Here is a 26,408-nt window from a genome sequence, read left to right on the forward strand (position 1 = left end):
TGAGTTGAATAAATTGATGTATTTATTAAATAAATATTTATATAATTTTTATAAACAATAACTTATGTCGATATTTTGTGTTTAAGCTTCTTACTCTTAATTGGTATTAGTTTGTTTTTGAAAAAATAAAACATTGGATGAATGGCTGATGTGAAGTATAAAAAAGTAGAAAATTTATACAATTTTAATATTTAGTGGTTAAAAACACAAAAATCTAATTACAAATTTTATAGATTGTGCATAATAAATTTATCTATTGTTGAACAGGTTACATATATGGATCCGTCGCCGTGCAGGTCTACGTTTAGTTTTTACCAAATTTATAAAATCGGAGATATAAACTAATGGAGTTTTTATTAGATCCGGGAATTTGGATTGGTTTACTTACCCTTATTGTTTTAGAAATTGTTTTAGGTATTGATAACCTCGTCTTTATCGCCATTTTGGCTGAGAAACTTCCTCCTGAACAACGCGATAAAGCGCGTGTGCTCGGTCTTTCTCTCGCATTAATTATGCGTTTGGGCTTATTGTTTGCCATCTCTTGGTTAGTCACCTTGACTAAACCGCTTATTACCGTCTTTGACTGGACTTTCTCAGGTCGAGATTTGATTCTCTTGTTTGGTGGTTTGTTCCTGCTGTATAAAGCAGTCAGTGAATTACACGAAAGAATGGAAGGCAAGCCTGAAGTTAAAGTAACAACCAATGTTGTTTATGCAAGTTTTACAGCGGTTGTCGCACAGATTGTAGTTTTGGATGCCGTCTTCTCTTTAGATTCGGTCATTACTGCAATTGGTATGGTGGACAATATTTATGTGATGATGGCTGCAATGATTGTAGCGATGGCCGTGATGTTACTTGCGTCCAAACCATTAACTAATTTTGTAAATCGTCATCCGACCGTTATTATTCTGTGTTTAAGCTTCTTACTCTTAATTGGTATTAGTTTGATTGCCGAAGGTTTTGGTTTCCATATTCCAAAAGGCTATATCTATTCAGGTATTGGTGTTGCGATTGTGATTGAAGCTTTCAATCAGTTTACTCAGCGTAATACCACAAAGCATGAATCAAAAATTCCATTGCGTCATCGTACCGCAGATTCCATCTTAAAATTGATGGGTGGAAAAATGGAAACAGTTGCAAATAGTGCTCAACATTTTGAAGCGCAAGAAGCCTTTGCTGATGAAGAACGCTATATGATTGGTGGGGTGTTAACCCTTGCTGAAAGATCAGTAGCGTCTATCATGACACCGCGAAACCAAATTTCGTGGGTGAATATTGATGATGCACCTGAGCGAATTCGTGAACAGGTTTTATCCGTACCGCATAGCTTATTTCCAGTTTGTCGCGGCAGTTTGGATAAAGTTTTAAGCGTTGTGCGTGCAAAAGAATTGCTTGATGTTCTGGATGATGAGGAACAACTTAAAGCACTGATTAAACGTCATCGCCCAATTTATATTTTTGAAAAAATGAAAGTGATTGATGCCATTAATACTTTGCGTACCTCAAAAGGTTCATTGGTTTTGGTCAGTGATGAATTTGGTAATGTACAAGGTTTAATCTCTCCGCTAGATGTTTTTGAAGCCATTGCCGGTGAGTTTCCTGATGCAGATGAACAGCTCGATTTAGTCAAAATAGATGAGCACACATGGAAAGCATCAGGAATGTTGGACATATACCAACTTGAATTAGAGTTGGGCATGCTTGATTTGGTTGACGAAGATGCGGGCTATATTAGTGTTGCGGGTTTAATTTTAGATAAAACACATGGTGAAGTGGTATTGGGTACTCAGTTGGAGTATCACGGTGTTCACTTTGAGGTGACTGAATTAGACGAAAACCGAATTAAATCTGTTTTAATTACGCATCGCTAGAAGCATATAGAGCATAGCTGTAACGGTATTTGATACCTTTTCAGTCGTAATTATTTGAAGTAATTTAAAAAACCCAATGGACGCGTGCTGTTGGGTTTTTATCATTTGCCATTTTTCTTTTAAGTTTTAAATTTGATGAGATAAGATGGGATGGCAGGGAAATTCATTGGATTCATGTGATATGAAAATCCCTATTTTTTGTGATGTTAAAATAAGTAAAATGAGTAATACTTATCATATAAGAATAAAAGATGAGTTACTCTCATGTTAATCACGGAAACGATTACAGATTTTTCAAAACTTGCATCTGAACAAAAAAAACGTTTTTTTAAAAAGATATGGATATTTGATCAGCAAATTTTCCCTAATTCTAGCGTAGAAGAAATTTATAATTTTGTGCATGATGTCGACGCAGTTTCAGTCCAAGTCATTCATTATTATCATGAAGGAAAATTAATAGGACAAAACGTCCTGCCGATTATCAAACTTTCTTTAGATGGAAAACCCATTTTTGTTTTGAGTTCTAGAGCAGGTATTTTACCTGCTTATCGAAGTACAAATAGAACACTTAATAGTGCCATTCGTGTGGTGCTTAATCATCAAATCCGCCATCTGACTATGCCATTATGGTTTGTAACTACAGTCATACAGCCCAAAGTGTATACACTTTTTGCATCACGATCACAGCATTTCTTTCCGCGTGTAGGAAGACAGATTCCTCAAGACTATTTACAGGTTTTAAATATTTTTCAGCAACGTAAACGTGAGGTACAAAAACGTCGAGAAGATATTTTTGTTCACCCAATTGTGCTGCCTAAAGTAAGCTTAGAGCAATTACGGTGTTTAAGAAATAAAGCGACCACGCATATCAATTTTTTCATGCAACATGTTCCTGATTATTTTGATGGTATGGGCTTGATGTGTGTGTGTAAATTAGATTTAAAAACGATTTTTGAGATGATGTTTAATTTATCTTTCGATCGGTATGTGTATTAAGATCACTTGCATAAATCAAACAATGTTCAATATTTGATTCTTTAAAATCAGCACTGCCTCATTGGATTGCTTCAATTTTTATGTCTTTGTGTAGGCATTATCGCTACTTTTGAAAGGTCAAAATGAGGATCTCAAAATATATTTTGAGTCTGCAAGAAAAACCTTTTGTTTCCCATACACGACATCCTGAGCCAGTTTTAAGCACTACTTTAAAATGCAGCGCAAGGATGGGAAACGTGTGGCATCCATGCCACACTCATGAATTCAATATTTCCTAGATTTTTTTTTAATTTTGACTTTTAAAACTATTTGTATTGATCAAAAAACGACTGATGAAAGAAGTTTATTAGATCACTTGACCTTTTACAAGTAGAGGTCAAGTGATCGCATTAAAATCAAAGCATCTGCTAGATTTCAAGGATTTGAATATCTGCATATTGTTGAATTAAATCTGGATTTAAACTGTGAATATAATCCATAAATGCCACATTAAAATGACCGAGCATTTTTGTTTGTTCAAATGCCAATTTTCCTGCAATTGCAAAATGTGTATGTGCTGCAATTGTAGCAATAGTTGGGGTTGCTACAGCGCAATAAGCGGCAATTAAAGCACCCAATGCACAACCTGTCGCGGTGACTTTAGGCTGTAAATAACTCCCACCATTGACTTGAATAACTGCATCGAACTCTTTGGTTAAAATAAAATCAGACTCGCCTGAAATAGCAATACATTCGGCATGTTCTAACAGCACTTTGGCTTGGTTATATACATCGGAACTGTCTAAAGTGCTATCGACACCTTTAGATTGCACTTGGTTGCCAGAAAGGGTGCTGATTTCTGAAGCATTACCACGAATAACAGTGGGCTTATAGTAGAGTAATTCATCCACCATATCTGAGCGCCATTTTAAAATCGTCCCATAACCCACAGGGTCGAGTACCCAAGGCGTGTTGGTGCGCTGCGCCGTTTGTGCAGAAATGTGCATGGCTTGCATTTGTTCACTGGTTGGCGTACCCAAATTAATGCTGAGTGCTGCGGAAATGCTGGTAAAACTTTCGGCTTCAAATGGATTATCAATCATGGCAGGAGACGCGCCAGCAGCGAGTAAAACATTGGCTGCATAATTGGCTGCAACACTATTGGTCATACATTGCACGAGCGGCTGCTGAGTTTGCAGCTGTGTCCATGCTTCAACAATATGCTCGATTAATGTTGAAGTTTGATCCATGGGATTATTCCTTAAGTTATACAGGGTGTGATTAGAGAAACTAGACATATTCATCACCATTTATTGGGTGAAATAATGGTCTTGATGCTTACAGGTACGACAGCATAGGGTTACATAATTTTCCGCGTCGTAATCCACAGTAAGCTCATTTGAACCACAATACATACAGCGTTTTTGTGAATAAAAACTTAAACGAGGTTCAATTTTTTTCCATGAATGTCGAATGGGTTGGAAAAAAATATTTTCATCGTAGCCTAGAAAGCGAAAAAACAGGATTTCGCTCATTTTACTAAAAGGGATATTATGTGGTCGTGGTAGGGTGGATGTTTCCCATTTTTCAGTCACAGCACGTTCACGATATTGTTGTAAGGTTTTCTTTAATAAATTGGTATTAATAAAGTTTTCATTACGTGCTTTGAGCGCTTTTTGTTGGTTTAAATATTCCAATGCGGTTTGCAGCAAATAATAAATTTGCCCTACAGCCAACGAATCCATCAAGCGATAACAAAAGGTCTGAAAAGCATTATTTCCTGCAATTTGTACACCCCATGTTCGGCAATAAAACTGGGCAAACTGAATAATTTCTTGATAGAGCACTAAATAGAGAGCATTTTTGACTTCATCTGCATTTTTAAATGGCACGCCCATGGTTAAATTTTCATAAAACCAATTTCGTAGTTGCTGGGTAATACTAAATAAACTGGGTTCAGAATAGCCATCTAAGCGTACATTGACATAATAATGATGCGCTTCAGCCGCAAAATCTTTAGCAATTAAGATTTGTTCTTTAACCAATTGCTTGATCAAATAATTTTGAAATAAATAATTCGGCGTAATGGAATGGTATTTAATACTTTCCCAGTCAATATATTCATGATGCGTGGTATGTTCTTGAACTTGGTTGTCCAAAATACTCAGTAAAAATAATTTATTCAGGAAACTGATTTGATCCAGTCGGTATTCGACCTGATCTTTTTCTTTGGATTTAACTTTACGTTGCTCTTGCAATCGTGTTTCCGTGAGCATTCTTTTGCGATTGGCTAAGCATTTGTCACAATGACAGTTATTGCGTTGGTCTTGAAAAACACGATGCTGGCAGTGACTACATTCATGAAAATTAATGGCTTGATCATATTGTTCTGCTTCAATCCAGAACATGGATGCCTGACATAAAGGGCATGATGTACTTTCATCTAACTGTTTTTGCAGAATCTGAAGAAGCATGGAAAGAGTCAATCACAAGCTGGTTAATCATAAGATCAATTATACACAGGTCTTTTGTGATGACGTGATGGATTCGTGCTGAATGACCAATAAATCAGTAGCGAAAAATATTGCTTAATCTTTTTTTAAATAGCCTAAGTATTTTAAAAAATGAATGTGGAAATGAAAAAAATCTTCTCATTTCCACATGGGTAAGTATTCTGAAATTAACGCTTTTAAAGCCTTTAATTAATAAGAGGCGGGGCAAGGCAATGACTCATCGTCCTCGCCTAATTGCTTTGCATCGATTAAAGCCTTCACTTTTTTAGAGGGAAGTCTTTTGCTGCCCAATGTATCGTAATTATTCAAAATTGCACAAATATCGGGCGATTGCATTGGAATACCTTCGCAACTCATAAACATCGCAATGACTTTATGATCAATTCCTGCGGCATTAAGTGTCTGCATGGTTTTGATATTTTCCACACGGACAATATGTTCTTTTAGATACATGGGAACACCTCTTTTCGTTCTAACTTAATTTTATAGTGCGCTTTGCACACATGATTACAAGCAAGAAACGTGCTCAAAATGTAGTCATCTTGAAAATAAGTGTCAATTTAAGTGAGATGAGTTTAGATGCACGGTAACAACAAAATATTAAATAGCGTGGCGTGTTATTTTTATATTGAATATTGTTTCAGTCATGCTGTATCAGCGCCATTTTTTCGAGTTATGCATGTTAAGTAAGCAACTAACAGAATAATTGCACTGATGTTGAAGTGATGAATTGAAAATTAACAACAATGTGCCCATATATAACTCAAATCAATCGCGCAGACAGATTGTGAAAGTTGTCGTATGATCGAAGCAGCTCACAAAAAACAAAGTTTTGGCTTAAAACTACAGGATTAGGACATTATATGAATATCGCGGCAAACCCAGTGGTTGAAGCAGACCAAACTGTTTACTTAAAAGACTATGAAAAACCATCTTTTGCGGTTGATTCAATCAACTTGAATATTCAAGTATATACAGATCATACCAATGTTAACGCAACCTTGGTCATGAAGCGTCAGACAGCAGGAGATTTAGTGCTGCTTGGACGTGATCTAGAATTAAAATCGATTACTTTGAACGGTGTGCCACTTACTGCCAATGATTATTCATTAGATGCAGAGCAGTTGGTGATTGCCAATGCACCAGATGAGGTCATTCTGGAAACAGAAGTGATTATTCATCCAGAAAGCAACACGCAACTTGAAGGCTTATATCAGGCAGGTAGCGATTTATTTGTTACTCAAAATGAGCCTGAAGGTTTCCGTAAAATTACGTTCTATCCAGACCGTCCAGATGTGTTGTCCATTTTTACCACACGTGTAGAAGCGGATAAAAAATTTCCAGTGCTTTTAGCCAACGGGAACTTGATGGAAGCGGGTGAAACAGGCGAAGGTCGTCACTATACCATTTGGGAAGATCCAACAAAAAAACCGGCCTATTTATTCGCTTGCGTGGTGGGTGATTTGGCAGTTCTTAAAGATTCGTATGTGACTTCTGAGGGGCGTAACGTTGCTTTAGAAATTTATGCCGTAGAAAAAGATATTCCAAAATGCCACATTGCAATGGAAGCACTGAAACATTCTATGCAATGGGATGAAGAGCATTATGGTCGTCCATATGACCTAGATAACTACATGATTGTCGCTACCAGCCAGTTCAATATGGGCGCGATGGAAAATAAAGGTTTAAATATCTTTAATACTTCATGTGTGCTTGCTGATGAAGAATTTACCACGGATGCGGCGATTATGCGTGTCCAGTCGGTGATTGCACATGAATACTTCCACAATTGGACAGGTAATCGTATTACTTGCCGTGATTGGTTCCAGTTGTGCTTAAAAGAAGGTTTAACGGTTTTCCGTGATCAGTCTTTCTCGGAAGATTTACAATCGGCTGCGGTACAACGAATTGATGATGTTGCTGTATTAAAAGCACATCAATTTCCTGAAGATTCAGGTCCATTGTCTCATCCACCACGTCCAGATCATTTTGTCGAAATTAATAATTTTTATACCGCAACTGTGTATGAAAAAGGTGCGGAAATTAACCGCATGATGTCGACTTTGTTGGGTAAAGAAAAGTTCCGTCAAGGTACAGACGAATACTTCCGCCGTCATGATGGTCAAGCGGTCACGGTTGAGGATTGGGTTGCTGCACTCACTGCGGGTTCAGGTGTAGATTTATCTGCATTCCTGATTTGGTACAACCAACCGGGTACACCAAAACTGGAAGCGCAAGGTGAGTACGATGCAGCCGCACAAACCTATCGTTTAAGCTTTAAACAAAGCTTAAAAGCACATGCGAAATATCCAAACTTAAAAGCCGTGCCAATTCCAGTGGCATTGGCGTTGTTTAATGCAGAAACAGGTGAGCAATACACCCTAAATTCTGAGGCATTATTTGAAAATGCTGTGAAAGATGGCGTGTATTTGTTTGATCAAGATACGGCAACAATTGAGTTCACTGGGGTAACAGCGAAACCTGTGGTGTCTTTGTTACGTAACTTCTCTGCACCGGTGAATCTTGAATTTAACTATTCAGATGAAGAACTTGCATTTTTAGTGCAATATGAAACCAATGGTTTTAACCAATGGCAAGCGACACAAACCTTACTTGAACGTATTTTGCTAAATGGTCATGACGCTGAAATTTATGTCCAAGCGATTAAAAATACGATTCCAGAGCTGGTTGAAAAAGATCCATTGTTAGCTTCACGTTTGTTTGATGTCCCATCTGAAGGGTATTTAGGCAGTCGTATTGATGTTGACTATAAACCAGCCGTTATTCAAGAAAAACGTAATGCATTGCTAGATACCTTGGCACGTGAACTGGGTGAATTCTGTAAAGCTACTTATTTGGCTTTAGATCCGGATTTACAAAAAGAGTTTTCACAAGCCATGGGTGTCCGTGCGCTGAAAAACATCATGCTGAGTATGCTGGCACGTCAAGGTGATAGTGAAGCTTTTGATTTGGCACATGTGCAATATTTAAATACGGGTAATATGTCAGAGCGTTTAGGTGCGCTTAAAGTCTTAGTCTGGAATGATGCACCACAAGCGAAAGATACTTTAGCTGATTTCTATAATCGTTTTAAAGATGAAGCATTGTCGCTTGATCAATGGTTTATGGTACAAGCAGCGCATCCAAAAGCCACTGTGGAAAGTATCCAGTATTTAACTTCGCATCCAGACTATGATTTGGGTACACCCAATCGTATCCGTTCGGTCAGTGGTGGTTTAAATGCCAATCCTGTTAATACATGGGGTTTTGGAGTTCAACACTACATCGATTTAGCCAAATATCTTGATGAGAAAAATCCAATTGTCGGTTCACGTTTACTACAAGTGCTTTCGCGCTGGTATACCTTGGCTGAACCTCAGCGTAGTGATGTAAAAACAGCACTTGAGGCGTTAAAATCACAAGTGAAATCGAAAAATGTAGCAGAGACGTTAAATAGTATGTTAAGTGTTTAATTTTAATTAAATGTTTGATATTTAATAAATAGTAAGTGCTATCTTCCCAAATTTATAGGGGGAGATAGCACTAAATAATTTAGAAATATTTTAAAAGACTAATGTGTTTGTTCTTATGTTTAAAGTTTGAGAATTTAACCATAAGAGGATATAAGCCAATACACAAGAAAAATGAAATAAACCAAAGCATTGCAACACTACTTACGCCGTAATAGTCACCATAATTTTTGCCAAATACTTCGACCGCAATCAGATATAGTCCTTTCAATACATATAAGTGCACAATATAAAAAAACATAGGCACTGAACCGAATACAATCAATGGTTTGATCCAGCTTTTTGTTTCCACTTTTTGTAGCATAACTAAGAGTATCAACCCAATACCGACATTCCATAGAATAAATAACAATGAAGGAGGGTACTTAGTCACATTTATAAAACTCATCAATGATTCAGTAAAGGTCGGCATGATAGACCATGCTTGATCACCGTAGACATTTATCAATCTTAAGATGAAAAATAAAGTCATACTAGAAAGACCAAAAGTGAGTAATAGTTTATTTCTTTTATTGGGTTCTATCGATGGATCAAAGACTTTAGCCCCTATGCAATAGCCAAGAGCGATGACCCCAATCCAAGGTAACACAGGGTAAGACGTTCTAAAACGAATGATATCGCCAAATTCAATCCAACCTCGCTCATGGAGAATGAGCCATAAATTATGAATGACAGGCACATTGGAAAATGAAATTTGATCAAGTAAGTTATGACCAAAAATAATGGTTAAACTGATTACCCATAAAAGCTTTTTAGGTAACCCAATTAAGGCTGCCAAAGCAATCATACTTAAACCAATTGCCCAGATGACTTGTAAATAAATAACATTAGGGGGGAATTTTCCCGTCCATGCAAAATTAATAATGATTAATTCAAGGAAAATTAAAAAAAGACCACGTTTAATCAAAAATTCACGGGTCATACGAATACTATTATTCTTTGCTTGATAGAGATAAGCAGATAAACCAGTCAATACAACAAATACAGGAGCACAGATATGGGCTAAAACGCGACTAAAGAAGAGAGATTCTTCTGTGCCCGGAATCAGCATTGGGTCTGGAACTTGATAGTGAAGATAAAAAGTTTCCCTAACATGATCAACCATCATAATAAGAATAACCAACCCTCTTAATGCATCAATTGCTTGTAAGCGTTTAGAAATATTAGACATAGAATATAAAGAAGGTAGAATATGTAATGTTATATTGTATCATTATTATTTAATGGAAAATTAGCGCTTTGTAAGTTTTAGTTTAAGTCAAAATTTACCTTGAGCTCTGAATTGATGGAACATCTTACTCAATGACCTGTTGTTTAAATTCAGGATTAAAACGTTTAGTCATCTTACAGAGCAATGCTTCTCATCTTTAAAGTGAACGTTACGTTATTTTTAGGGGGAAGTTGTGTTCATTATTTTGCCTAGGTCAATCATTTAAACTGAGGCTTAGTCAGCTTGTCTAGGTGAATATATTCATGCATAAATTATGCATGAAATATCAAGAAGTATAAGTGTAAAATTACAGCAGATGATTGCTCGTTTTATGGGTTGCACAATCCGCTTAAAGCTAAATAATTAAAAAAACATAGCCCCTGTGAATTCGGCGTGAAGAATTACTTAACACCCACTATTTTGCTAAAAAACTCAATAAATCATTTCTTTACTTCAAACAGTACAAATTATAGTTTTGTATGTGTAATAAATTTTAAGCAGTTTATCTCGTAAAAAATTGAAATCATTTTATCTAAGTAGATTTAAAAAGCTGAACATAACTTATTTAAATTATTTTAAAACAATACTTAAAAAATAGGATATTTCTACTCGATTTTATCCGTACATTGCAGGGATTAAAGACATGAAAAAAAGTATGCTCACTTTCGCACTTGCTTCGGTAAGTTGTTTTTCTCTCATGGGCTGTAATACTAGCTCAGAGCAGAAAAATAAATTTATTTCCGCTGTCTCTGGCGATACTATTATTTTAACCAGTAACGGTATGATTAGCTCAATTAATCGAGATAATCCAAATAACGTTGTTTCTTCAATTAAAATTCGATTGCTAGAAGCAGAAGATCAGCTGGTGGGGATTGATTATAGACCTAAAGATGAGAAGCTCTATGCTGTTGGGTTACTTGGCAATTTATATACCTTAGATCCCAACACGGGAGTTGCTACATTTCTTCGAAAACTTATTGCTGATCCAACAGATACAACGGATGGGAATGAACCTTTTAGTCAAATTGTAGGGGATGCTAATCTAATTAGTGTAAATTTTAATCCTGCCGCTGACCGCTTACGTGTTATCACCAACACAGGACAAAATTTAAGAATTAATGTTGATACAGGTGCAACAATTACAGATGGTGTAATTAATCCGACAGCAAATAATCCTGTTATTGTCGCAGCTGCTTATACTAATGCTTTTGCTGGGACGGCAGCCACTAAACTCTATAGTATTGATCAAACATCGGATCGTATTTACTTGCAAAATGCCAATGCTGGAACTTTAGGTAATTCAGCGCCATTGGGTGATAATCTAGATACCCAAGGTGGTGGTGGTTTTGATATCGATCCAATCAATAATGTTGGTTATGCTGCATTAAAAATTTCTGGAAGCTATAAATTTTATCAATTGAATTTGGCGAACGTGGGTACAGCAAATAATACGGTTTTTAGCACCACTGACTTAGCAAATTATTATACAACGGGTGAAATACGTGGTATTGCGTTAAAACGGGCTAAAGATGCTACAGCCACAGGGATTGGACTAAGTAGTAATAATAAATTAATTCGCTTTGCTTTAAATAACCCAAATAGTGTGACAGAAAAAAATATTACCGGTCTATTGGTGGATGAAAAATTTGTTGGAATTGACTATAGGCTAAGAAATAGTACAGAGCGGTCAGGTCAACTATACGGATTAACGAATAAAGCCAATTTATACACGATTAACCCTGAAACAGGTGCAGCAATCTTAGTCAATACGCTTAAAGCTGCAACAGATAGTATGTTTACTAATTTAGAGGGGACTGCATTTGCTGTAGATTTTAACCCTGCCGCTGATCGTTTACGTGTAATTAGCAATACTGGACAAAGTCTAAGAATCAATGTGGATACGGGCGATACGATTCGAGATGGCGACATTAAAGGTATTGCGGGTGCAATAATTAGCGCAGCGGCATATAGCAATAGTTTTAAAACAAGTGTCGTGGGATTAGCAACAGAACTTTTTGATCTCGATCAAACCAATCAAATTGTTGTCAAACAAGACCCACCCAATACTGGAACACTGAACCGAATTGGTGGATTAGGTATAAATCTAGGTTTAGATAATGGTTTTGATATTGCTGGTGGCGACAATGGTTATGCTCTAGCTACAGTTGCTAATGCGTCAGGCCCATCTGTTTTATATCGTGTTGATCTTAGTACAACAATGGGTGATAGCCGTGCAAAACCTGCAATTAATGTGGATGGAACACCCAATGTTGCAGCTTCTACTATAGGAACAACAGCAACCTTGCCGCTGATTGATCTTGCAATTTTATTAAAATAATCAAAACACCGTTTAAAGAGTAATTGAGCGCAGATTTCTGTGGAATACGGAACTCTGCGCTTAAAAGCGGCTCAATCAACCCTGCAACTTTCGGTAGAGGTTAACCAAAAAGACTCTTTTATTAAACTTTAATAATCAGCACAGGAATAGGAGATTCTGTCAAAACGGCTTGTGCCACGCTTCCTAAAACTAATTTTTTGAATCCAGTACGACCATGTGAACCCATAATAATTAAATCAGCACCGACTTCATCAGCAACATGAATAATACCTTCCGCAGGTGATACACCACGAATTATTTTGGTATCTACATCTATACCGTCACGGATGAAGGATTGTTTAATATCAGCTAAGCGCAACTGCGCATTTTTTTCAGCCTGCATAAAGTAATCAGTCACTGCGGGTGCAATTTTATAAAAATCCACACCAACAAATGGGTCTACAGCAATCACACTGGTAACAGTGACTTGGCAATCGAGTGTTTTAGCTAAGGCTAAGGCTTGTTCAACAGCTGCATAAGAAATAGGGGATTCATCTACTGGAACTAAAATATGTTTATAAGTCATGAAATGATCCTTATGGGTATAGTTGAATGGAAAAGCTTTTGTAATAGTGATTGTCAGTCATGACGACAAATTAAAAAAATATTGAAAGCGTTTAAAGAACCCATCATTCATTGAAGGGTTCTTGATCCAATCTTTATTCTTTAACCACTAAAACAGGAAGTTTTGTTCCACTTAAAACATCTTGTGCAAAGCTACCCAGTAAAAATTTTTGGAATCCTTTTCGACCATGTGAACCGATAACAATCAGATCAGTTTTTAATTTTTCTGCGGTATCGAGAATACCTTCTTCCGAGACATTCCCTTTAACAATTTGAATGTTAGCTGTTACACCATTTTCACTGGCAATCGCTTGAGCCTGTTGCAATGCTTTTTCGGCATTGTCGTAAGCTTGTATGAAATATTCTTTCATGATTGGAGATGGATAGAAGTCTACATCTGTAAATGGGTCTTCAGTGACTAAACTAATGAGCGTTAATTGACTGCCAAAAGCCTGAGCAATTTGCGCTGCTTTTTTAACGGCTGACAAAGAAATTTCTGAACCGTCAACAGGGACTAAAATATTTTGATAAGACATAGAATTTTTCCTTGGAGTTTATTGTATTGCTATTATTTATAGATAGCACATTGTCCCAAAATGATCAATTTAGTCTCTGAAAAATGTTTTTAAATTCATTAAATTATATAAATATCATGCATATAATTGTGTTCTGTTTTGCATTTTAATCTGAGTTAAAAGCTCAACTTTGCTGTAAGTGTTTCTAAATGTTTAGACAAGCATTAAAATTTAAGAAAATAAGATTCTCTGTTTGAAAGAGCAGGAGAAATAATGACTGGGGAAGCATGCCGTGTATTCAAAATATTTAGCTTTAATGCTGTGTGGAATTACTGTGTTACACAGCAGTGGTTGTCAGAACATACAAACGAGTACCAAGGTGATTGCCAGCGTATTTAATGCTTCGACCAATGTTCAAAAAAAGCTGATTGATAAATATGCACCAGAAGAAATTTTGGTGCAAAAAGATATTCCCTATATGCAGGAACCCAAGTTGACCTTAGATGTTTATCAGCCCAAAAATGTGATGCAACTTGAGTCGCGTCCAACGGTGGTTTGGATTCATGGTGGCGGGTGGGTTTCAGGGTCTAAAGAACATGCACGTGGTTATTTTAAACTTTTGGCAGATCAAGGCTATAACGTCATTTCAGTACAATATCAATTTGCCCCTGAAGCGATTTATCCAAATCAGTTGATACAGATTAATCAAGCATTAAAATTTATAACCGATCATGCACAGCAATATCGTATTAATGCCAATCAAATTTATTTAGCGGGTGATTCCGCAGGGGCAAATTTAGTCAGTCATTATGCGGCACTTATTAGTAATCCCACCTTTGCTCAGCAATCAAATTTCAAGCCGCTTATTCAACGTGAGCAAATTAAAGGCTTAATTTTGCATTGTGGGATTTATGATATGAATGCGTTTATTAATACTGCACCAGATGAACTTAAGCTTATTGAATGGGGAGTGTTTAACTTAGTTCAAAGCTATACTGGTAATAAAAAAGATGATGTCGAGTTTTTAAAAAGTATTTCTCCAGTTCAATATTTAACAGCAAATTATCCGCCAGTCTTTATCAGTGGTGGAAATAAAGATTTTTTAACCAAGACTCAATCTGAACCTTTTGTGAAAGTATTGATGAGCCAAAAAATACCGGTTACAGAAGTATTTTATCCAGATGCCAAAGAATTTTTAGTACATGAATATCAATTCATGATGAGTAAAGCTGCCAGTCAAGAAACCTTTAACAAAACCATCGCTTTTATTAATCATTATAGTTTGTCATCTGAAAAATGATTACATTTCAAAACTTGCAAAATATGAGCTTTTGTTTAAGATACCAACCAAACGGTATGTTTGTTTTAAAGGTAAGATAATGAGCCCTATAATGATGGCGTATGGATTGCTTGCGCTGGCAATTGTTTCTGAGGTGACAGGTTCAACATTTTTAGTAAAATCAGAAGGTTTTACTAAGCTTGGCCCATCTGTGGCAGTCATTGTTTTATTTAGTATTGCTTTTTATTTACTATCTCAAGTCATTAAAGTTATTCCCTTAGGAATTGCTTATGCTATATGGGCTGGGGTTGGTATTATCTTAACCGCGATTATTGGATATTTTGTTTTCCGCCAAAGTCTTGATTTGCCTGCTATGCTGGGTATTGGCTTGATTGTATCAGGCGTTGTCGTGATTAATTTATTTTCAAATTCTACTGGGCACTAGTATAAGTATGGAAAATGCGTATCAGCGTAAAAAAGAACCTGAACTTATTCGGCAAAAAATTTTAGCACATGCAATTCAATTATCTGCTGATAAAGGTGTGACAGGGGTTTCAATTCAAGCGGTCGCCGATTTAGTTGGTGTTTCTAAAGGTGGCGTTTTTCACCACTTTCCAAGTAAGCAAAAATTACTTGAGGCGATGGTGATTACCGTTTTAGAACATTTGGATGGTGTGATTGATCAATTCATTCAGGCGGATGATTGTGAATATGGTTGTTTTACCCGTGCTTATATCGAAGTGACGTTACAGAAAAAGATCGTTGGTATGGAGCATTCGTGGTCAGCAATCTCCATGATCATGCTGACGGATCGCACGTTCAATGATCTTTGGATTCACTGGTTAAATGCACGTTTAGAACGACATGCTGCAACAGATGCGGATTTAGAGTTAAAAATTTTACGTTTTGCTGCCGATGGTGTTTGGTTGACGGCATTTACAGAAGTTGAAAATCCTGATGAGACGCTAGAAATGAAACAGGAATTGATTCGCCGTAGTTATCCATAACATTGCTTTAATTATCGGTTAAAAAAAAGCACTCGATACAGGTAGGGTTGATCACTTAACGGGTTCTCACCCAAAAACTCACCAAATCCCTTTTGTTGATTGATAACTCGCAGAAACCTTACTTTTCTAATCTTGCGGTGTATATACCTCATGCCTTGCGCTGCAAAATAAAGCCGTGCCTTATTTATTGCTCAAGTTGCGGATAATGTTTCTGCGTATCAAGTAACATCATGAGTTTAGAATAAAAAGCCAGTCAATTTCTTAACTGACTGGCCTTAGCTAATACCGGTGCTTTTCCTAACTTAAAGAGATTATGCTTTAATTTTAGATTTACTTTTGAATTTGAAAATAAAGGACACCGCAAAACCGAATAATAGTCCCCAAAATGCAGAACCAATCCCAAAGAATTGTATGCCAGATGCGCAGAATAAGAAGGTCATTAAAGCAGCTTCTCGTTCATTGACATCATGAAAGGCAATCGCAATGTTGTGACTAATAGTGCCAAATAAGGCAATTCCTGCCAAAGCCACAATAAAAATATGCGGAAATGACATTAATAAGCTGGTTAGCGTCGCAGCAAAAACACCCATCACAATATAGAAAAAGCCACAACTCATGCCTGCAATATAGCGTTTTTTAGGGTCAGGATGAACTTGATCATCTAAACTGACTGCGGCACTAATTGCAGCAATATTAACGGTATAGCAACCAAAAGGAGAGAGTAAGGCTTGAGCAACCCCAGTCCACCCAATGAGATGATTAACATGTGGTTGATAGCCATAACTTTTGATCATGGCAATTCCCGGTAAATATTGAGATGCCATATTAATTACAAATAAAGGCAATGCTAAGCCCAAAATGGCAGACCATGTAAAGTCAGGTGTCATCCATACCGGTTTGGCAAGGCTCCATTGTAAAGCTGGAACATGGAATTCCATAAATATTGGACAAAGCACCAGCCCTGCAATCACGGTAATGACAATGCAATAACGTGGAGACAGTCGTTTTGATAGAATGTATACCGCTAAAAGTGAAAGGATGAAACCCCAATCATTTTGCATACTTGCAAAAAGTGCGATCCCAAATTTTAGTAATACACCGGCAAGCATGGCACTGGTTAAGCTTTGTGGAATATAGGATAAAACTTTCTGAAAAATACCTAAAAAACCTAAAATTGCGGTTAATAAGCCACAAATGAAAAATGCACCAATCGCTTCATATAAGCTATAACCACTGCCTGTGGCAAGAATGAGCGCCAGACCTGCGGTTGACCAAGAGGTCGCAACAGGGTATTTAAACTTCCATGATAAAATAAAACCAGAGAGTCCAATACCTAAACCTAAGGCCCAAAACCAAGAGGTAATTTGTTCTGGTGTTGCACCTAATATTTGAGCGGCTTGAATGACCAGAACAGCAGATACACTAATACCAATCAGAAATGTAATAAAACCAGCAAATACTGCGGGTATAGAGAAGTCTTGAAGAAGTTTTTGCATGATCCCTTGCTTATCTTATTTTGACTAAATGGAGTATAAATGTCGTTTAATCATACGCCTTTTCATTATGATTAAAAGGTTTTCTGTTTAAAAATAACATGAATATTTAAAGATATTTCATTTATTTGTTGTACCGAAATCTAGGCAAATAGAGGGGTGGAACTATAAGGTTGCACTCGCCAGCTTAAGACCAAATGCACAAAATAAAATACCGACAGCGGCGACACATGTTGCAGCAACTTTATAACGATAATTAAAAAATGATGCCAGTTTAATCCCTGAAAAAATCAAAATGGTTAAATAACTCATACTCATGATTTGTAGGATGACGGATAAAACAGCAAAGCTGATTGCTGGATATGGATAGGCAGGATCGACAAACTGTACAAAGAAAGACAGATAGAACAAAATCGCTTTGGGATTTAAAAGGCTGATGGTTAAGGCAGTACGATAAGGACGAACATCTTCAATAGTCGCAGTTTGTGTGCTGGCCGCTATTTTTTGTGGGCGGTTTTGCCATGTATGTACACTGGCAATCAGTAATTTAATGCCTAAATAAGATAAATAAAGTGCACCAACAACCTTAAGTAGAATAAACAGCCAAGGGAAAGCATGAAGTAACGATGCCGCTCCCAATACTGTGCAAAGAATGAGAATTAAATCACCGGTAAAAACGCCCCAAGCACCTTGATAGCCCGCTTTAATGCCAAAACGGGATGCGATGGACATCACATAAAGAGAATTTGGGCCAGGCAAAATGATAATTAAAATGGTACCAATAATGTAGGTAGTCACATCAGTAATGCCGAACACAAGCTGCTCCAAAGGATAAAAAACCGATGTTGCATGATAGCAAAATCGGCTTTATTTAACTGTAAAAGTCACATTTTTAAGGCTGAATTTCAGCATCTAAGCCAAAAGACTGACGCAGTAGGGTACTGAGTTGTTCACGGGCTTTAATAAAGCCATCAATACCACTTTGTAAAAGTTGGAAAGACATTAAGTCATGTTCAAGTTGCGCTTTAAATGTTTCTTTGGTTAAAGGCGTAACAATACGCTGACAATGCGCTTGTGCATGGTTATTTGAAAGTTGAGCAATCACTTCACGTTGATCTTGTTCAAGTTCTGCGAGCAGGTTTGGAGAAACGGTGAGTAGGTCACAGCCTGCTAATCCTAAAACTTGATCTATACTGCGGAAGCTTGCACCCATAATTTCCGTTTTAATACAGTGTTGTTTATAGAAATGGAAAATTTGCTTTACAGACAATACGCCTGGATCTTTATCAATCGGGTAGTGATCGACATTTTCTGCTTTTTTGTACCAATCTAAAATACGACCGACAAACGGTGAAATGAGGGTGATATTGGCTTCGGCACAGGCTTGAGCTTGATGTAAACCAAATAATAACGTGAGGTTACAGTGAATACCTTCTGCTTCTAATGCCTTAGCAGCTTGAATACCTTCCCAAGTCGAAGCGATTTTAATTAAAATACGATTTTGCTCAATCCCATAGGTTTGGTACAAGGCAAGCAGTTCTTTGGCTTTGCTAATCGTGGCTTCGGTATCATAAGAAAGTGCGGCATCAACTTCAGTCGACACACGACCTTCAACCAGTTTTAAAATTTCAACGCCAAACTTGACCGTAAGAATATCAATGGTACGTTCAACTAAAAGATCATTTTGATAACCTTCAGATTTGGCTTGTTCAAAGGCAGCTTCAATCAGCGCTTTATTTTCAGGTTGACTTGCAGCAGCAGTAATCAGTGAAGGGTTGGTTGTTGCATCCAGTGGAAGGAATTTTTCAATAGCTGAAAGGTCGCTACTATCGGCAACAATGGTGGTTAAGTTTTTTAATTGGTTTAAGGCTGATTGAGTCATTGGTGTCTAGTTCTTAAAGTTATTTCCCGTATATTTGTTATATCACAATCTCCTTTTATCCGAAGTAAAAAGCGGTATAACGAATGTCTATTTTGTATTTTTTCTTGAATTTCGGATGTGATTAATCAAAAAACGAGCAGCTGAGCCTAATTGGCTTTCACGACTCCAGACTAAATCGACATAATATTCAAATTTAGGGCTGAAATCTAAAAGATTAAGAATTTTAAGCTGCTGTTTAATATGTGGATTCTGATTTAACATTTCTAAAGGTAAAATCCCCCAACCTAAACCTTGCATAATCATCTCGCAGGCGGAGTGATTGTTATCTGTGCGCCAATATTTTTTTGAAAAGAGTAATTCAGGCTTAAGCGTACGGTCACGACTGGCAACGACAATTTGACGACTTTGTAATATTTGTTCATAGCTAACCTGTTCAAATGTTGCTAAAGGAGCATGAATTGCAGCGACAGGTACTAAAGCCTCACGCTTAAGTTCGACAAACTGTTCGCTACTTTCCAATTGTTCGCGTTCAAACATCAATGCCAGTTGAGCAGACTGATTAAGCAGCATCTTTTGTGCATCTTCTTGTGGTGCTGAAAAAACATTGATTTGCAGCTCTGGAAATTGCTTTTCGATCAGTGAAATGTAGTCAGTCCACTGGATATGTAGCAGTTCTGATACCACCACAATATTTAAAGATGACTCCAACCCTTCACTTAAGGCAAAAGCATGTTGTTTCCATTGGTTCATCTCGATCAGTAATTGTTCGGTTTTTTCATACAAAATCACAGCTTGTGGTGTTGGAATAGGTTCGCGTCCAATACGTTGAAACAGGGTTAAATTGAGGTCAATTTCTAAATTGGCAATCGACATACTGACTGCTGAAGGAACTTTCCCCAGTTGTCTGGCGGCAGCAGAAAAAGATCCCGTTTCAATCACAGTTTTAAAAATGGTCAGTTGTTCTTGATTGATATTCATCTGTTTATTTAACCTATCAATTATATTGAAAGAATCTGACTCGATTAATCAATAATACAAACATAAAATACTAAACATCAAGTTAAATTAAAGAGTATTTAAACATGTTGATTTCCAAGAGAAGGATTATTCATGCACTCAGCTATGAGATCATCCTGTTGGTCATCATCGCGATTGCATTAAGCATGATTTTTAAAATGCCGTTAGAAGTAACAGGGCTTCTGGGTATTGTGATGGCTGTGACATCGGTGATCTGGAATATGGTATTTAACCATTTTTTTGAAAAATTTGAAGCCAAGCACCAATTAAAAAGAACGGTGAAAATTCGTATTTTGCATGCGATTGGTTTTGAAGGTGGTTTGATGTTAGCCACGATCCCGATGGTGGCTTACGCTTTGCAAATGTCTATTTGGCAAGCGATTGTATTAGATTTTAGTTTAACCCTATGTATTTTGGTCTATACCTTTATTTTCCAATGGTGCTATGACCACATTGAAGCGCGTATGGGATATCGACCTGTACATTCAGCTTAAACATATTTGATGAACTTGAGTCATCTTTATAGCTGTGGTTTTTTGTTCATTTTGCTGGGTATTTGTATTTTATTTTAAAAAACGGCAATAAAAAAACCGCTTGTATAAACAAGCGGTTTTTTTATTCACAAAGTGAACGCAGTGACATTATTTTTCAATAATGGCTGTTACACCTTGACCACCCGCAGCACAGATCGATACTAAGATACGACCTGAACCTTTTTGATTCAATAATTTCGCCGCAGTCGCAATAATACGACCACCCGTTGCAGCAAATGGATGACCAGCCGCAAGCGATGAACCTTTTACGTTGAGTTTAGTTCGGTCGATTGAACCGAGTGGCGCATCTAAACCTAAACGCTCTTTACAGAATTTTGGATCTTCCCAAGCTTTCAAAGTTGAAAGCACTTGAGATGCAAATGCTTCATGAATTTCGTAATAATCGAAATCTTGTAAAGTAATACCTGCGCGCTCAAGCATACGTGGAACTGCATAAGCAGGCGCCATCAATAAGCCTTCTTTCTTACCAACAAAGTCGACAGCAGCAGTTTCAGTAAAGGTTAAGTAAGCCAGTACTTCATGACCATTGGCTTTAGCCCATTCTTCTGAAGCTAAAAGTACACAAGATGCACCGTCAGTCAGTGGCGTTGAGTTGCCCGCAGTCATAGTACGTGCATCACCTTTACCAAAAGCAGGTTTAAGTTTTGCTAACTTTTCTACAGATGAATCTGCACGTAAGTTATTGTCACGTTCTAAACCTAGGAATGGCGTAATCAAGTCATCGAAGAAACCTTCTTCATATGCTGCTGCCATTTTCTGGTGTGAAGATGCAGCAAGTTCATCTTGCGCTTCACGAGCAATACCCCATTCAAGCGCAGTAATCGCTTGATGATCACCCATAGAAAGACCTGTACGTGGCTCACCATTTTTAGGTGCATCCATTAAATCTTTCAGGTTAATTTTAGTTAACGCTTTTAAACGATCTTTCGCTGTTTTTGCGATGTTCAGTTCAAGTAATGCTTTACGTAAACCGTCGCCAAAAGCGATCGGTGCATCAGAAGTGGTATCTACACCACCTGCAACACCCACTTCAATTTGACCGAGTGCAATTTTATTCGCCACAAGGAACGCTGCTTGTAAGCCAGTACCACACGCTTGCTGAAGATCGTAAGCAGGTGTTTCTGGAGCTAATTCAGTATTGAGTACACATTCGCGAGTCATGTTAAAGTCACGGCTATGTTTTAATACAGCACCAGCAACGACTTCGCCTAAACGTTGACCTTGTAGATTAAAACGCTCAACAAGACCATTTAACGCAGCCGTAAACATATCTGAGTTTGATGCAGTGAAATAAGCACCGTTTGAACGAGCGAATGGGATACGGTTACCACCAATAATAGCAACGCGGCGAACTGTGTTTTGACTCATGGTTTTATCCTGTTGAACAGACGTTTGAGTTGTAGATTCAGGTTTTTTTGTAGTTGAAGAATTACTTTGACTACGAGGTGACGCAGAACGAGTGCGAGTCGTTTTGGTCGTATTCGTTGCTGGTTGTGTTGCAGTGCTTGAACTTTTAGCTGTGCGTGAAGTTCTTTTTGATGTATTTGACACTGTTTCCGCAGCAGAATTTTCGACTGCTGGATTTTCTTGAGTTGTCTTGCTCATAAGGCTTTTCCAAGCATGCTTACAGTATTCTTGGCGCTTACATTAACACAATACAGAATACCCTGAATTGACTAAAATGACATTGCGCAAAGCATTCAGGTCAAGACATCTACGGTTTAACTCAAGTATGATTCTATGGAAACTGATGGATCTATTGAAATAAGAGTATCTAACATCATATTGAAGTTAAAAGGATATCTTTAAATCCATCAAAAATTAATTCGTATGAGAGATAATAAACATGACTGACCAATACCAAACATTTGCAAAATCTCCTATTGGTAAATTTGTCATCAAAAATTTAGGTCTGCCAGCACCTACTTTTTTAGAACGTTTTGAATCGGCTACGCCTGTGGTAAAAGGGGCTGTTTTATTCGGTGCTGCACCTTCAAGTACATTATCTGCTGCAATTGCACAAGTATTGGCAAATATTCATGCCAATAGCTATGCAGGTAACAATGCTGAATTGCAACAAACAGCAGCTAAAACAGGTTTAAGCCTAAGTGCATTTAATGCAGGCGATAAAGAGTCGAAGTTTAAAGCGATCATTTTTGATGCTTCAGGTATTCAAAATTCTGAACAGTTAAATGAGTTGTATAACTTTTTCAATCCAATTGCGCGTCAAATCCAAGCATCTGGTCGTGTGATTGTGGTTGGTATTACCCCTGAAACTGCAAAAACAGTAAAACAAGCCATTGCACAACGTGCGCTTGAAGGCTTTGTAAAATCAGTCGGTAAAGAATTTAAAAAGGGTATCGCAGCGCATTTGATTTATGTGGATGCAGGTGCTGAAGCAAATCTTGAATCTACGGTTCGTTTTGCTTTGTCACCACGTTCAGCTTATGTGTCTGGTCAAGTGATTCGTGTGTCTAAAGCGAATGTTGTAGACGTAGACTGGGCTAAACCCCTTGCAGGTAAAACGGCAGTGGTCACAGGTGCGAGCCGTGGTATTGGTGAAGCGATTGCCCATGTTTTGGCACGTGATGGCGCGCATGTGATTTGTTTAGATGTGCCACAACAACAGGCAGATCTTGACCGTGTAGCAAGCGAGATAGGTGGTTCAACTTTAGCCATTGATATTACAGCGAACGATGCGGGCGAAAAAATTAAAGCTGCTGCGGCTGCACAAGGTGGTTTAGATATCATCGTGCATAACGCAGGGATTACCCGTGACAAAACTTTGGCAAATATGAAGCCAGAGCTTTGGGACTTGGTCATCAACATTAACTTGTCTGCAATTGAACGTGTAAATGACTATTTACTCGAAAATGATGGTTTTAATACCAATGGTCGCATTGTTTGTGTATCTTCAATTTCAGGGATTGCAGGTAACTTAGGTCAAACCAATTATGCAGTATCAAAAGCCGGTGTTGTTGGTGTGGTTAAATTTACAGCGCCAATCTTGAAAAATGGTGTAACCATTAACGCCGTTGCGCCTGGCTTTATTGAAACGCAAATGACAGCGGCTATTCCTTTTGCCATTCGTGAAGCGGGTCGTCGTATGAACTCGATGAGTCAAGGTGGTTTACCTGTTGATGTTGCTGAAACCATTGCATTATTTGCATCTTCTGCGTCTACAGGTTTAAATGGTAATGTTGTTCGTGTATGTGGTCAAAGTTTGTTGGGTGCTTAATTTAAAATCCTCCTAAATCCTCCTTTAATAAAGGAGGACTTTCTCCAAAAGTTTAGATCATGGAGAACTCCTCCCTTTTTAAAGGGAGGTTGGGAGGGATTAATTATAGGAGAGGGGAAATTAAATCACCCTCATCTTAACCCTCTCCTAAAATGGAGAGGGTTTTTAATAAGATAAAATATAAAGGTTCAGTATGAATACTCGCCATTTTAGTCAACTTCCAAAGCCTTATTTAGCTTATCCAAAAGTGATTCAAGGCTTAATTTTTAAAAAACCGAAAGGTGAAAAAGTGCTACCGCAAGTTGAATATGTGGTGGATTCATTTAAAGTCGATCAACAGCATTTAAAAGCCTACAATGCAGTTTGTGGCTTTAAAAATAATGGTTATATTCCAGCAATTTATTTGGCGGTGTTATCACAAAGCTTGCAAATGCATATGATGACTACTGAAGCATTTCCATTTGCCATTTTAGGTTTGGTGCATATTCGGAATCAAATTAAGCAAACGCGTAAAGTTGGTGTAAATGAGCAACTGACCTTGTCTTGTCAGTTTGGTGCATTACAGCCACATGATAAAGGTGTGCAATTTGATTTTATCACTACCGCAAAAGTGGGCAGTGAAGTGGTGATGGAAGGTACAACGACGTATCTTGCGCGTCAAAAAAGCGATGGAAAAGTTGCAGCGAAGGCAGCCGAAACAAAAACACCTGCTTATGAATTAAATGCGGAATGGACTGTCTCTGAAAATATTGGTCGTCGTTATGCATTGACTTCAGGTGATTTTAATTTAATTCATATTCATGCCATTACAGCCAAAGCTTTTGGTTTTAAACAAGCAATTGCGCATGGCATGTGGAGTAAAGCCAAAGTATTGGCCAGTTTAACTTTACCAGATCGCTATGAAGCCGATGTTTGGTTTAAGTTGCCAATGTATCTACCTTCAACCGTTGAGTTTTTAACAGCTCAAGCGGGGAAAAATACAGAATTTTTAATTCGAAATAGCAAGAATCAAAAGCCACATGTGGCAGGAAGTGTTAAAGCACTTTAAAACTAAGGAGCCTAAATCTTTTTGATTTAGGCTTTTTTATGCGCTAAATTCGAATAAAAATAAGCGCTAAGGAAAGAACTTAAGATGAACAATATTAAAGAATATCTCTTTGCCAATACAGAACATTATCAAGGTCAGGTGGATGAGCGATTTATAGACCTAGCCAAACAATTTAGCCGTATGCAGGATGCGCGAGCTGAACAAGGTGGGGCTGCTTTGGTGGTGTATTTCCAAGACAAAAAAGTTGTTGATATTTACACAGGGAAAAAATCTGCAACTGAAAACTGGCAGCCCGATACTTTATCGATGTGTTATTCCACGGGGAAAGGCGTACTTTCCACACTGGCGCATATTTTAGTCAGTGAAGGTTTTTTAGCTTACGATACCCCTGTTGCACAATATTGGCCTGAGTTTGCGCAAAATGGTAAAGAGCACATTACTTTAAGGCATATGCTGAGCCATCAAAGTGGCTTATACGACATTCGTAACCTGATTGCTGATGCGTCTGAAATGGCGGATTGGAATCATATGTTGGATGTATTCGCACATGCTAAACCACGTTTTGAAGCGGCTACAGATGCAGCTTATCAACCGCTCACTTTTGGTTGGCAAGTAGGAGGCGTGCTTGAAAAAGCCACTGGAAAATCTTTGTCAGATTTAATGCAACAGTATCTTGTGCAACCGTTACAGTTAGATGGGGCATATTTTGGGGTTACAGCGGCTGAATTGGCCCGTGTTGCTCGACCATTACCTAAATTAAAAACAGCACCAAATCAGTCCTCAGCAGTAAAACCAAAACAAAAGAAAACTTCACCCTTAGATAAATTGATCGAATGGTCAGGACAAAATCCGAAGGATTTTCAGGATGCGATGATTCCAAAAGGCATGAAAAATTTTAACTTCTTGAGTGATACGGGTTTAAAGGCGGTCATTCCTGCTGCTAATGGCGTGTTCACTGCCAATAGTTTAGCTAAAATTTATGCCATGCTTGCTAATAAGGGAAAAGTGGGGGATCAACAGTTGATTCGACCTGAAATATTTACAGCGTTAAGTACAATACAATATAAAAAACGTGACCGTATTATGCCTTTAGCCATGCATTGGCGTATGGGGTATCACCGTGTATTAACATTGGGGAAATCATCAAACGGTTTTGGACATATTGGCTTTAATGGTTCGGCTGCTTGGTGTGATCCTGAACGACAATTAAGTTTTGCTTATGCGCATAATTTTCCAACAACGTCTATTGCAGGTGACTATCGTCTTTGGGGTTTAAGCCAAGAAACTTTACGCTGTGCAGATGGGCTATTAAAAGGGCGAAAGGGTTGGTTCTAA

General features: G+C 37.7%; 22 protein-coding genes. 11 read left to right on the forward strand and 11 right to left on the reverse strand.

Going from position 1 to position 26,408, the window contains the following annotated elements:
- Positions 1 to 344 precede the first annotated feature (344 nt).
- A complete protein-coding gene (locus tag F994_RS03835; RefSeq protein ID WP_004648782.1) occupies positions 345 to 1,871 on the forward strand; it encodes a TerC family protein in 1,527 nt (508 codons plus the stop codon).
- Positions 1,872 to 2,135: 264 nt separating this feature from the next.
- A complete protein-coding gene (locus tag F994_RS03840; RefSeq protein WP_004648783.1) occupies positions 2,136 to 2,867 on the forward strand; it encodes a hypothetical protein in 732 nt (243 codons plus the stop codon).
- Between the two features lie 407 nt (positions 2,868 to 3,274).
- On the opposite strand, the gene thiM is transcribed toward F994_RS03840, so the two are convergent.
- From thiM to F994_RS03855, 3 genes are all read right to left on the reverse strand, one after another.
- On the reverse strand, positions 3,275 to 4,096 hold the full coding sequence (thiM, locus tag F994_RS03845; protein ID WP_004648784.1) for a hydroxyethylthiazole kinase: 822 nt from the start codon (positions 4,094 to 4,096) through the stop codon (positions 3,275 to 3,277).
- A gap of 60 nt (positions 4,097 to 4,156) precedes the next feature.
- On the reverse strand, positions 4,157 to 5,320 hold the full coding sequence (locus F994_RS03850; protein WP_034696519.1) for a hypothetical protein: 1,164 nt from the start codon (positions 5,318 to 5,320) through the stop codon (positions 4,157 to 4,159).
- A 228-nt stretch (positions 5,321 to 5,548) separates the two neighbouring features.
- Entirely contained in the window at positions 5,549 to 5,812 is a 264-nt protein-coding gene (locus F994_RS03855; RefSeq protein ID WP_004648786.1) for a hypothetical protein, read from the reverse strand.
- A gap of 410 nt (positions 5,813 to 6,222) precedes the next feature.
- Between F994_RS03855 and pepN the strand changes: the two genes are divergently transcribed.
- The gene (gene pepN, locus F994_RS03860) at positions 6,223 to 8,832 is read left to right on the forward strand and encodes an aminopeptidase N (RefSeq protein ID WP_004648788.1); all 2,610 of its coding nucleotides are present in this window, start codon (positions 6,223 to 6,225) and stop codon (positions 8,830 to 8,832) included.
- Positions 8,833 to 8,911: 79 nt separating this feature from the next.
- Here the strand turns inward: pepN and F994_RS03865 are convergent, their stop codons facing one another.
- A complete protein-coding gene (locus F994_RS03865) occupies positions 8,912 to 10,060 on the reverse strand; it encodes an acetyltransferase domain-containing protein (protein WP_004648789.1) in 1,149 nt (382 codons plus the stop codon).
- A 682-nt stretch (positions 10,061 to 10,742) separates the two neighbouring features.
- Here F994_RS03865 and F994_RS03870 point away from each other — a divergent pair.
- Positions 10,743 to 12,437: a DUF4394 domain-containing protein gene (locus tag F994_RS03870; RefSeq protein WP_004648790.1), complete on the forward strand. Its 1,695-nt coding sequence runs from the start codon at positions 10,743 to 10,745 to the stop codon at positions 12,435 to 12,437.
- Between the two features lie 121 nt (positions 12,438 to 12,558).
- On the opposite strand, the gene F994_RS03875 is transcribed toward F994_RS03870, so the two are convergent.
- Both F994_RS03875 and F994_RS03880 read right to left on the reverse strand, forming a co-directional pair.
- Positions 12,559 to 13,002: a universal stress protein gene (locus F994_RS03875; RefSeq protein ID WP_004648791.1), complete on the reverse strand. Its 444-nt coding sequence runs from the start codon at positions 13,000 to 13,002 to the stop codon at positions 12,559 to 12,561.
- 133 nt (positions 13,003 to 13,135) lie between these two features.
- On the reverse strand, positions 13,136 to 13,576 hold the full coding sequence (locus F994_RS03880) for a universal stress protein (protein ID WP_004648792.1): 441 nt from the start codon (positions 13,574 to 13,576) through the stop codon (positions 13,136 to 13,138).
- 295 nt (positions 13,577 to 13,871) lie between these two features.
- Between F994_RS03880 and F994_RS03885 the strand changes: the two genes are divergently transcribed.
- The 3 genes from F994_RS03885 to F994_RS03895 all read left to right on the forward strand — a co-directional run bounded on the left by F994_RS03885 (position 13,872) and on the right by F994_RS03895 (position 15,841).
- Positions 13,872 to 14,855, forward strand: a complete 984-nt coding sequence (locus F994_RS03885) for an alpha/beta hydrolase (protein ID WP_051061093.1) — start codon at positions 13,872 to 13,874, stop codon at positions 14,853 to 14,855.
- A gap of 91 nt (positions 14,856 to 14,946) precedes the next feature.
- Entirely contained in the window at positions 14,947 to 15,279 is a 333-nt protein-coding gene (locus F994_RS03890) for an SMR family transporter (protein ID WP_004648794.1), read from the forward strand.
- A 7-nt stretch (positions 15,280 to 15,286) separates the two neighbouring features.
- Positions 15,287 to 15,841 (forward strand): TetR/AcrR family transcriptional regulator, encoded by a 555-nt coding sequence (locus F994_RS03895; RefSeq protein ID WP_004648795.1) that lies wholly within the window; start codon positions 15,287 to 15,289, stop codon positions 15,839 to 15,841.
- Positions 15,842 to 16,152: 311 nt separating this feature from the next.
- Here F994_RS03895 and F994_RS03900 read toward each other — a convergent pair whose 3' ends face one another.
- From F994_RS03900 to aceR, 4 genes are all read right to left on the reverse strand, one after another.
- On the reverse strand, positions 16,153 to 17,337 hold the full coding sequence (locus tag F994_RS03900) for a benzoate/H(+) symporter BenE family transporter (RefSeq protein ID WP_004648796.1): 1,185 nt from the start codon (positions 17,335 to 17,337) through the stop codon (positions 16,153 to 16,155).
- 162 nt (positions 17,338 to 17,499) lie between these two features.
- Positions 17,500 to 18,150 carry a leucine efflux protein LeuE gene (leuE, locus tag F994_RS03905; RefSeq protein ID WP_004648797.1) on the reverse strand — a complete coding sequence of 217 codons (651 nt, stop codon included), beginning with the start codon at positions 18,148 to 18,150 and terminating at the stop codon, positions 17,500 to 17,502.
- Between the two features lie 76 nt (positions 18,151 to 18,226).
- The gene (tal, locus tag F994_RS03910) at positions 18,227 to 19,216 is read right to left on the reverse strand and encodes a transaldolase (protein WP_004648798.1); all 990 of its coding nucleotides are present in this window, start codon (positions 19,214 to 19,216) and stop codon (positions 18,227 to 18,229) included.
- An 87-nt stretch (positions 19,217 to 19,303) separates the two neighbouring features.
- On the reverse strand, positions 19,304 to 20,194 hold the full coding sequence (gene aceR, locus F994_RS03915) for an HTH-type transcriptional regulator AceR (protein WP_004648800.1): 891 nt from the start codon (positions 20,192 to 20,194) through the stop codon (positions 19,304 to 19,306).
- Between the two features lie 104 nt (positions 20,195 to 20,298).
- Here aceR and aceI point away from each other — a divergent pair, with 104 nt between their 5' ends.
- Positions 20,299 to 20,727 carry a chlorhexidine efflux PACE transporter AceI gene (gene aceI, locus F994_RS03920; RefSeq protein WP_004648801.1) on the forward strand — a complete coding sequence of 143 codons (429 nt, stop codon included), beginning with the start codon at positions 20,299 to 20,301 and terminating at the stop codon, positions 20,725 to 20,727.
- A gap of 147 nt (positions 20,728 to 20,874) precedes the next feature.
- Here the strand turns inward: aceI and F994_RS03925 are convergent, their stop codons facing one another.
- Entirely contained in the window at positions 20,875 to 22,392 is a 1,518-nt protein-coding gene (locus F994_RS03925; RefSeq protein ID WP_004648802.1) for an acetyl-CoA C-acetyltransferase, read from the reverse strand.
- Positions 22,393 to 22,633: 241 nt separating this feature from the next.
- On the opposite strand from F994_RS03925, the gene F994_RS03930 reads away from it, so the two are divergent.
- The 3 genes from F994_RS03930 (at position 22,634) to F994_RS03940 (ending at position 26,408) form a co-directional block, all read left to right on the forward strand.
- Positions 22,634 to 24,025 (forward strand): 3-oxoacyl-ACP reductase, encoded by a 1,392-nt coding sequence (locus F994_RS03930; RefSeq protein WP_004648803.1) that lies wholly within the window; start codon positions 22,634 to 22,636, stop codon positions 24,023 to 24,025.
- Positions 24,026 to 24,218: 193 nt separating this feature from the next.
- A complete protein-coding gene (locus F994_RS03935) occupies positions 24,219 to 25,073 on the forward strand; it encodes a MaoC family dehydratase (protein WP_004648804.1) in 855 nt (284 codons plus the stop codon).
- Positions 25,074 to 25,253: 180 nt separating this feature from the next.
- The gene (locus tag F994_RS03940) at positions 25,254 to 26,408 is read left to right on the forward strand and encodes a serine hydrolase domain-containing protein (RefSeq protein WP_407636532.1); all 1,155 of its coding nucleotides are present in this window, start codon (positions 25,254 to 25,256) and stop codon (positions 26,406 to 26,408) included.

This window comes from Acinetobacter bohemicus ANC 3994 (assembly GCF_000367925.1).
GTDB classification, from domain to species: Bacteria; Pseudomonadota; Gammaproteobacteria; order Pseudomonadales; family Moraxellaceae; genus Acinetobacter; species Acinetobacter bohemicus.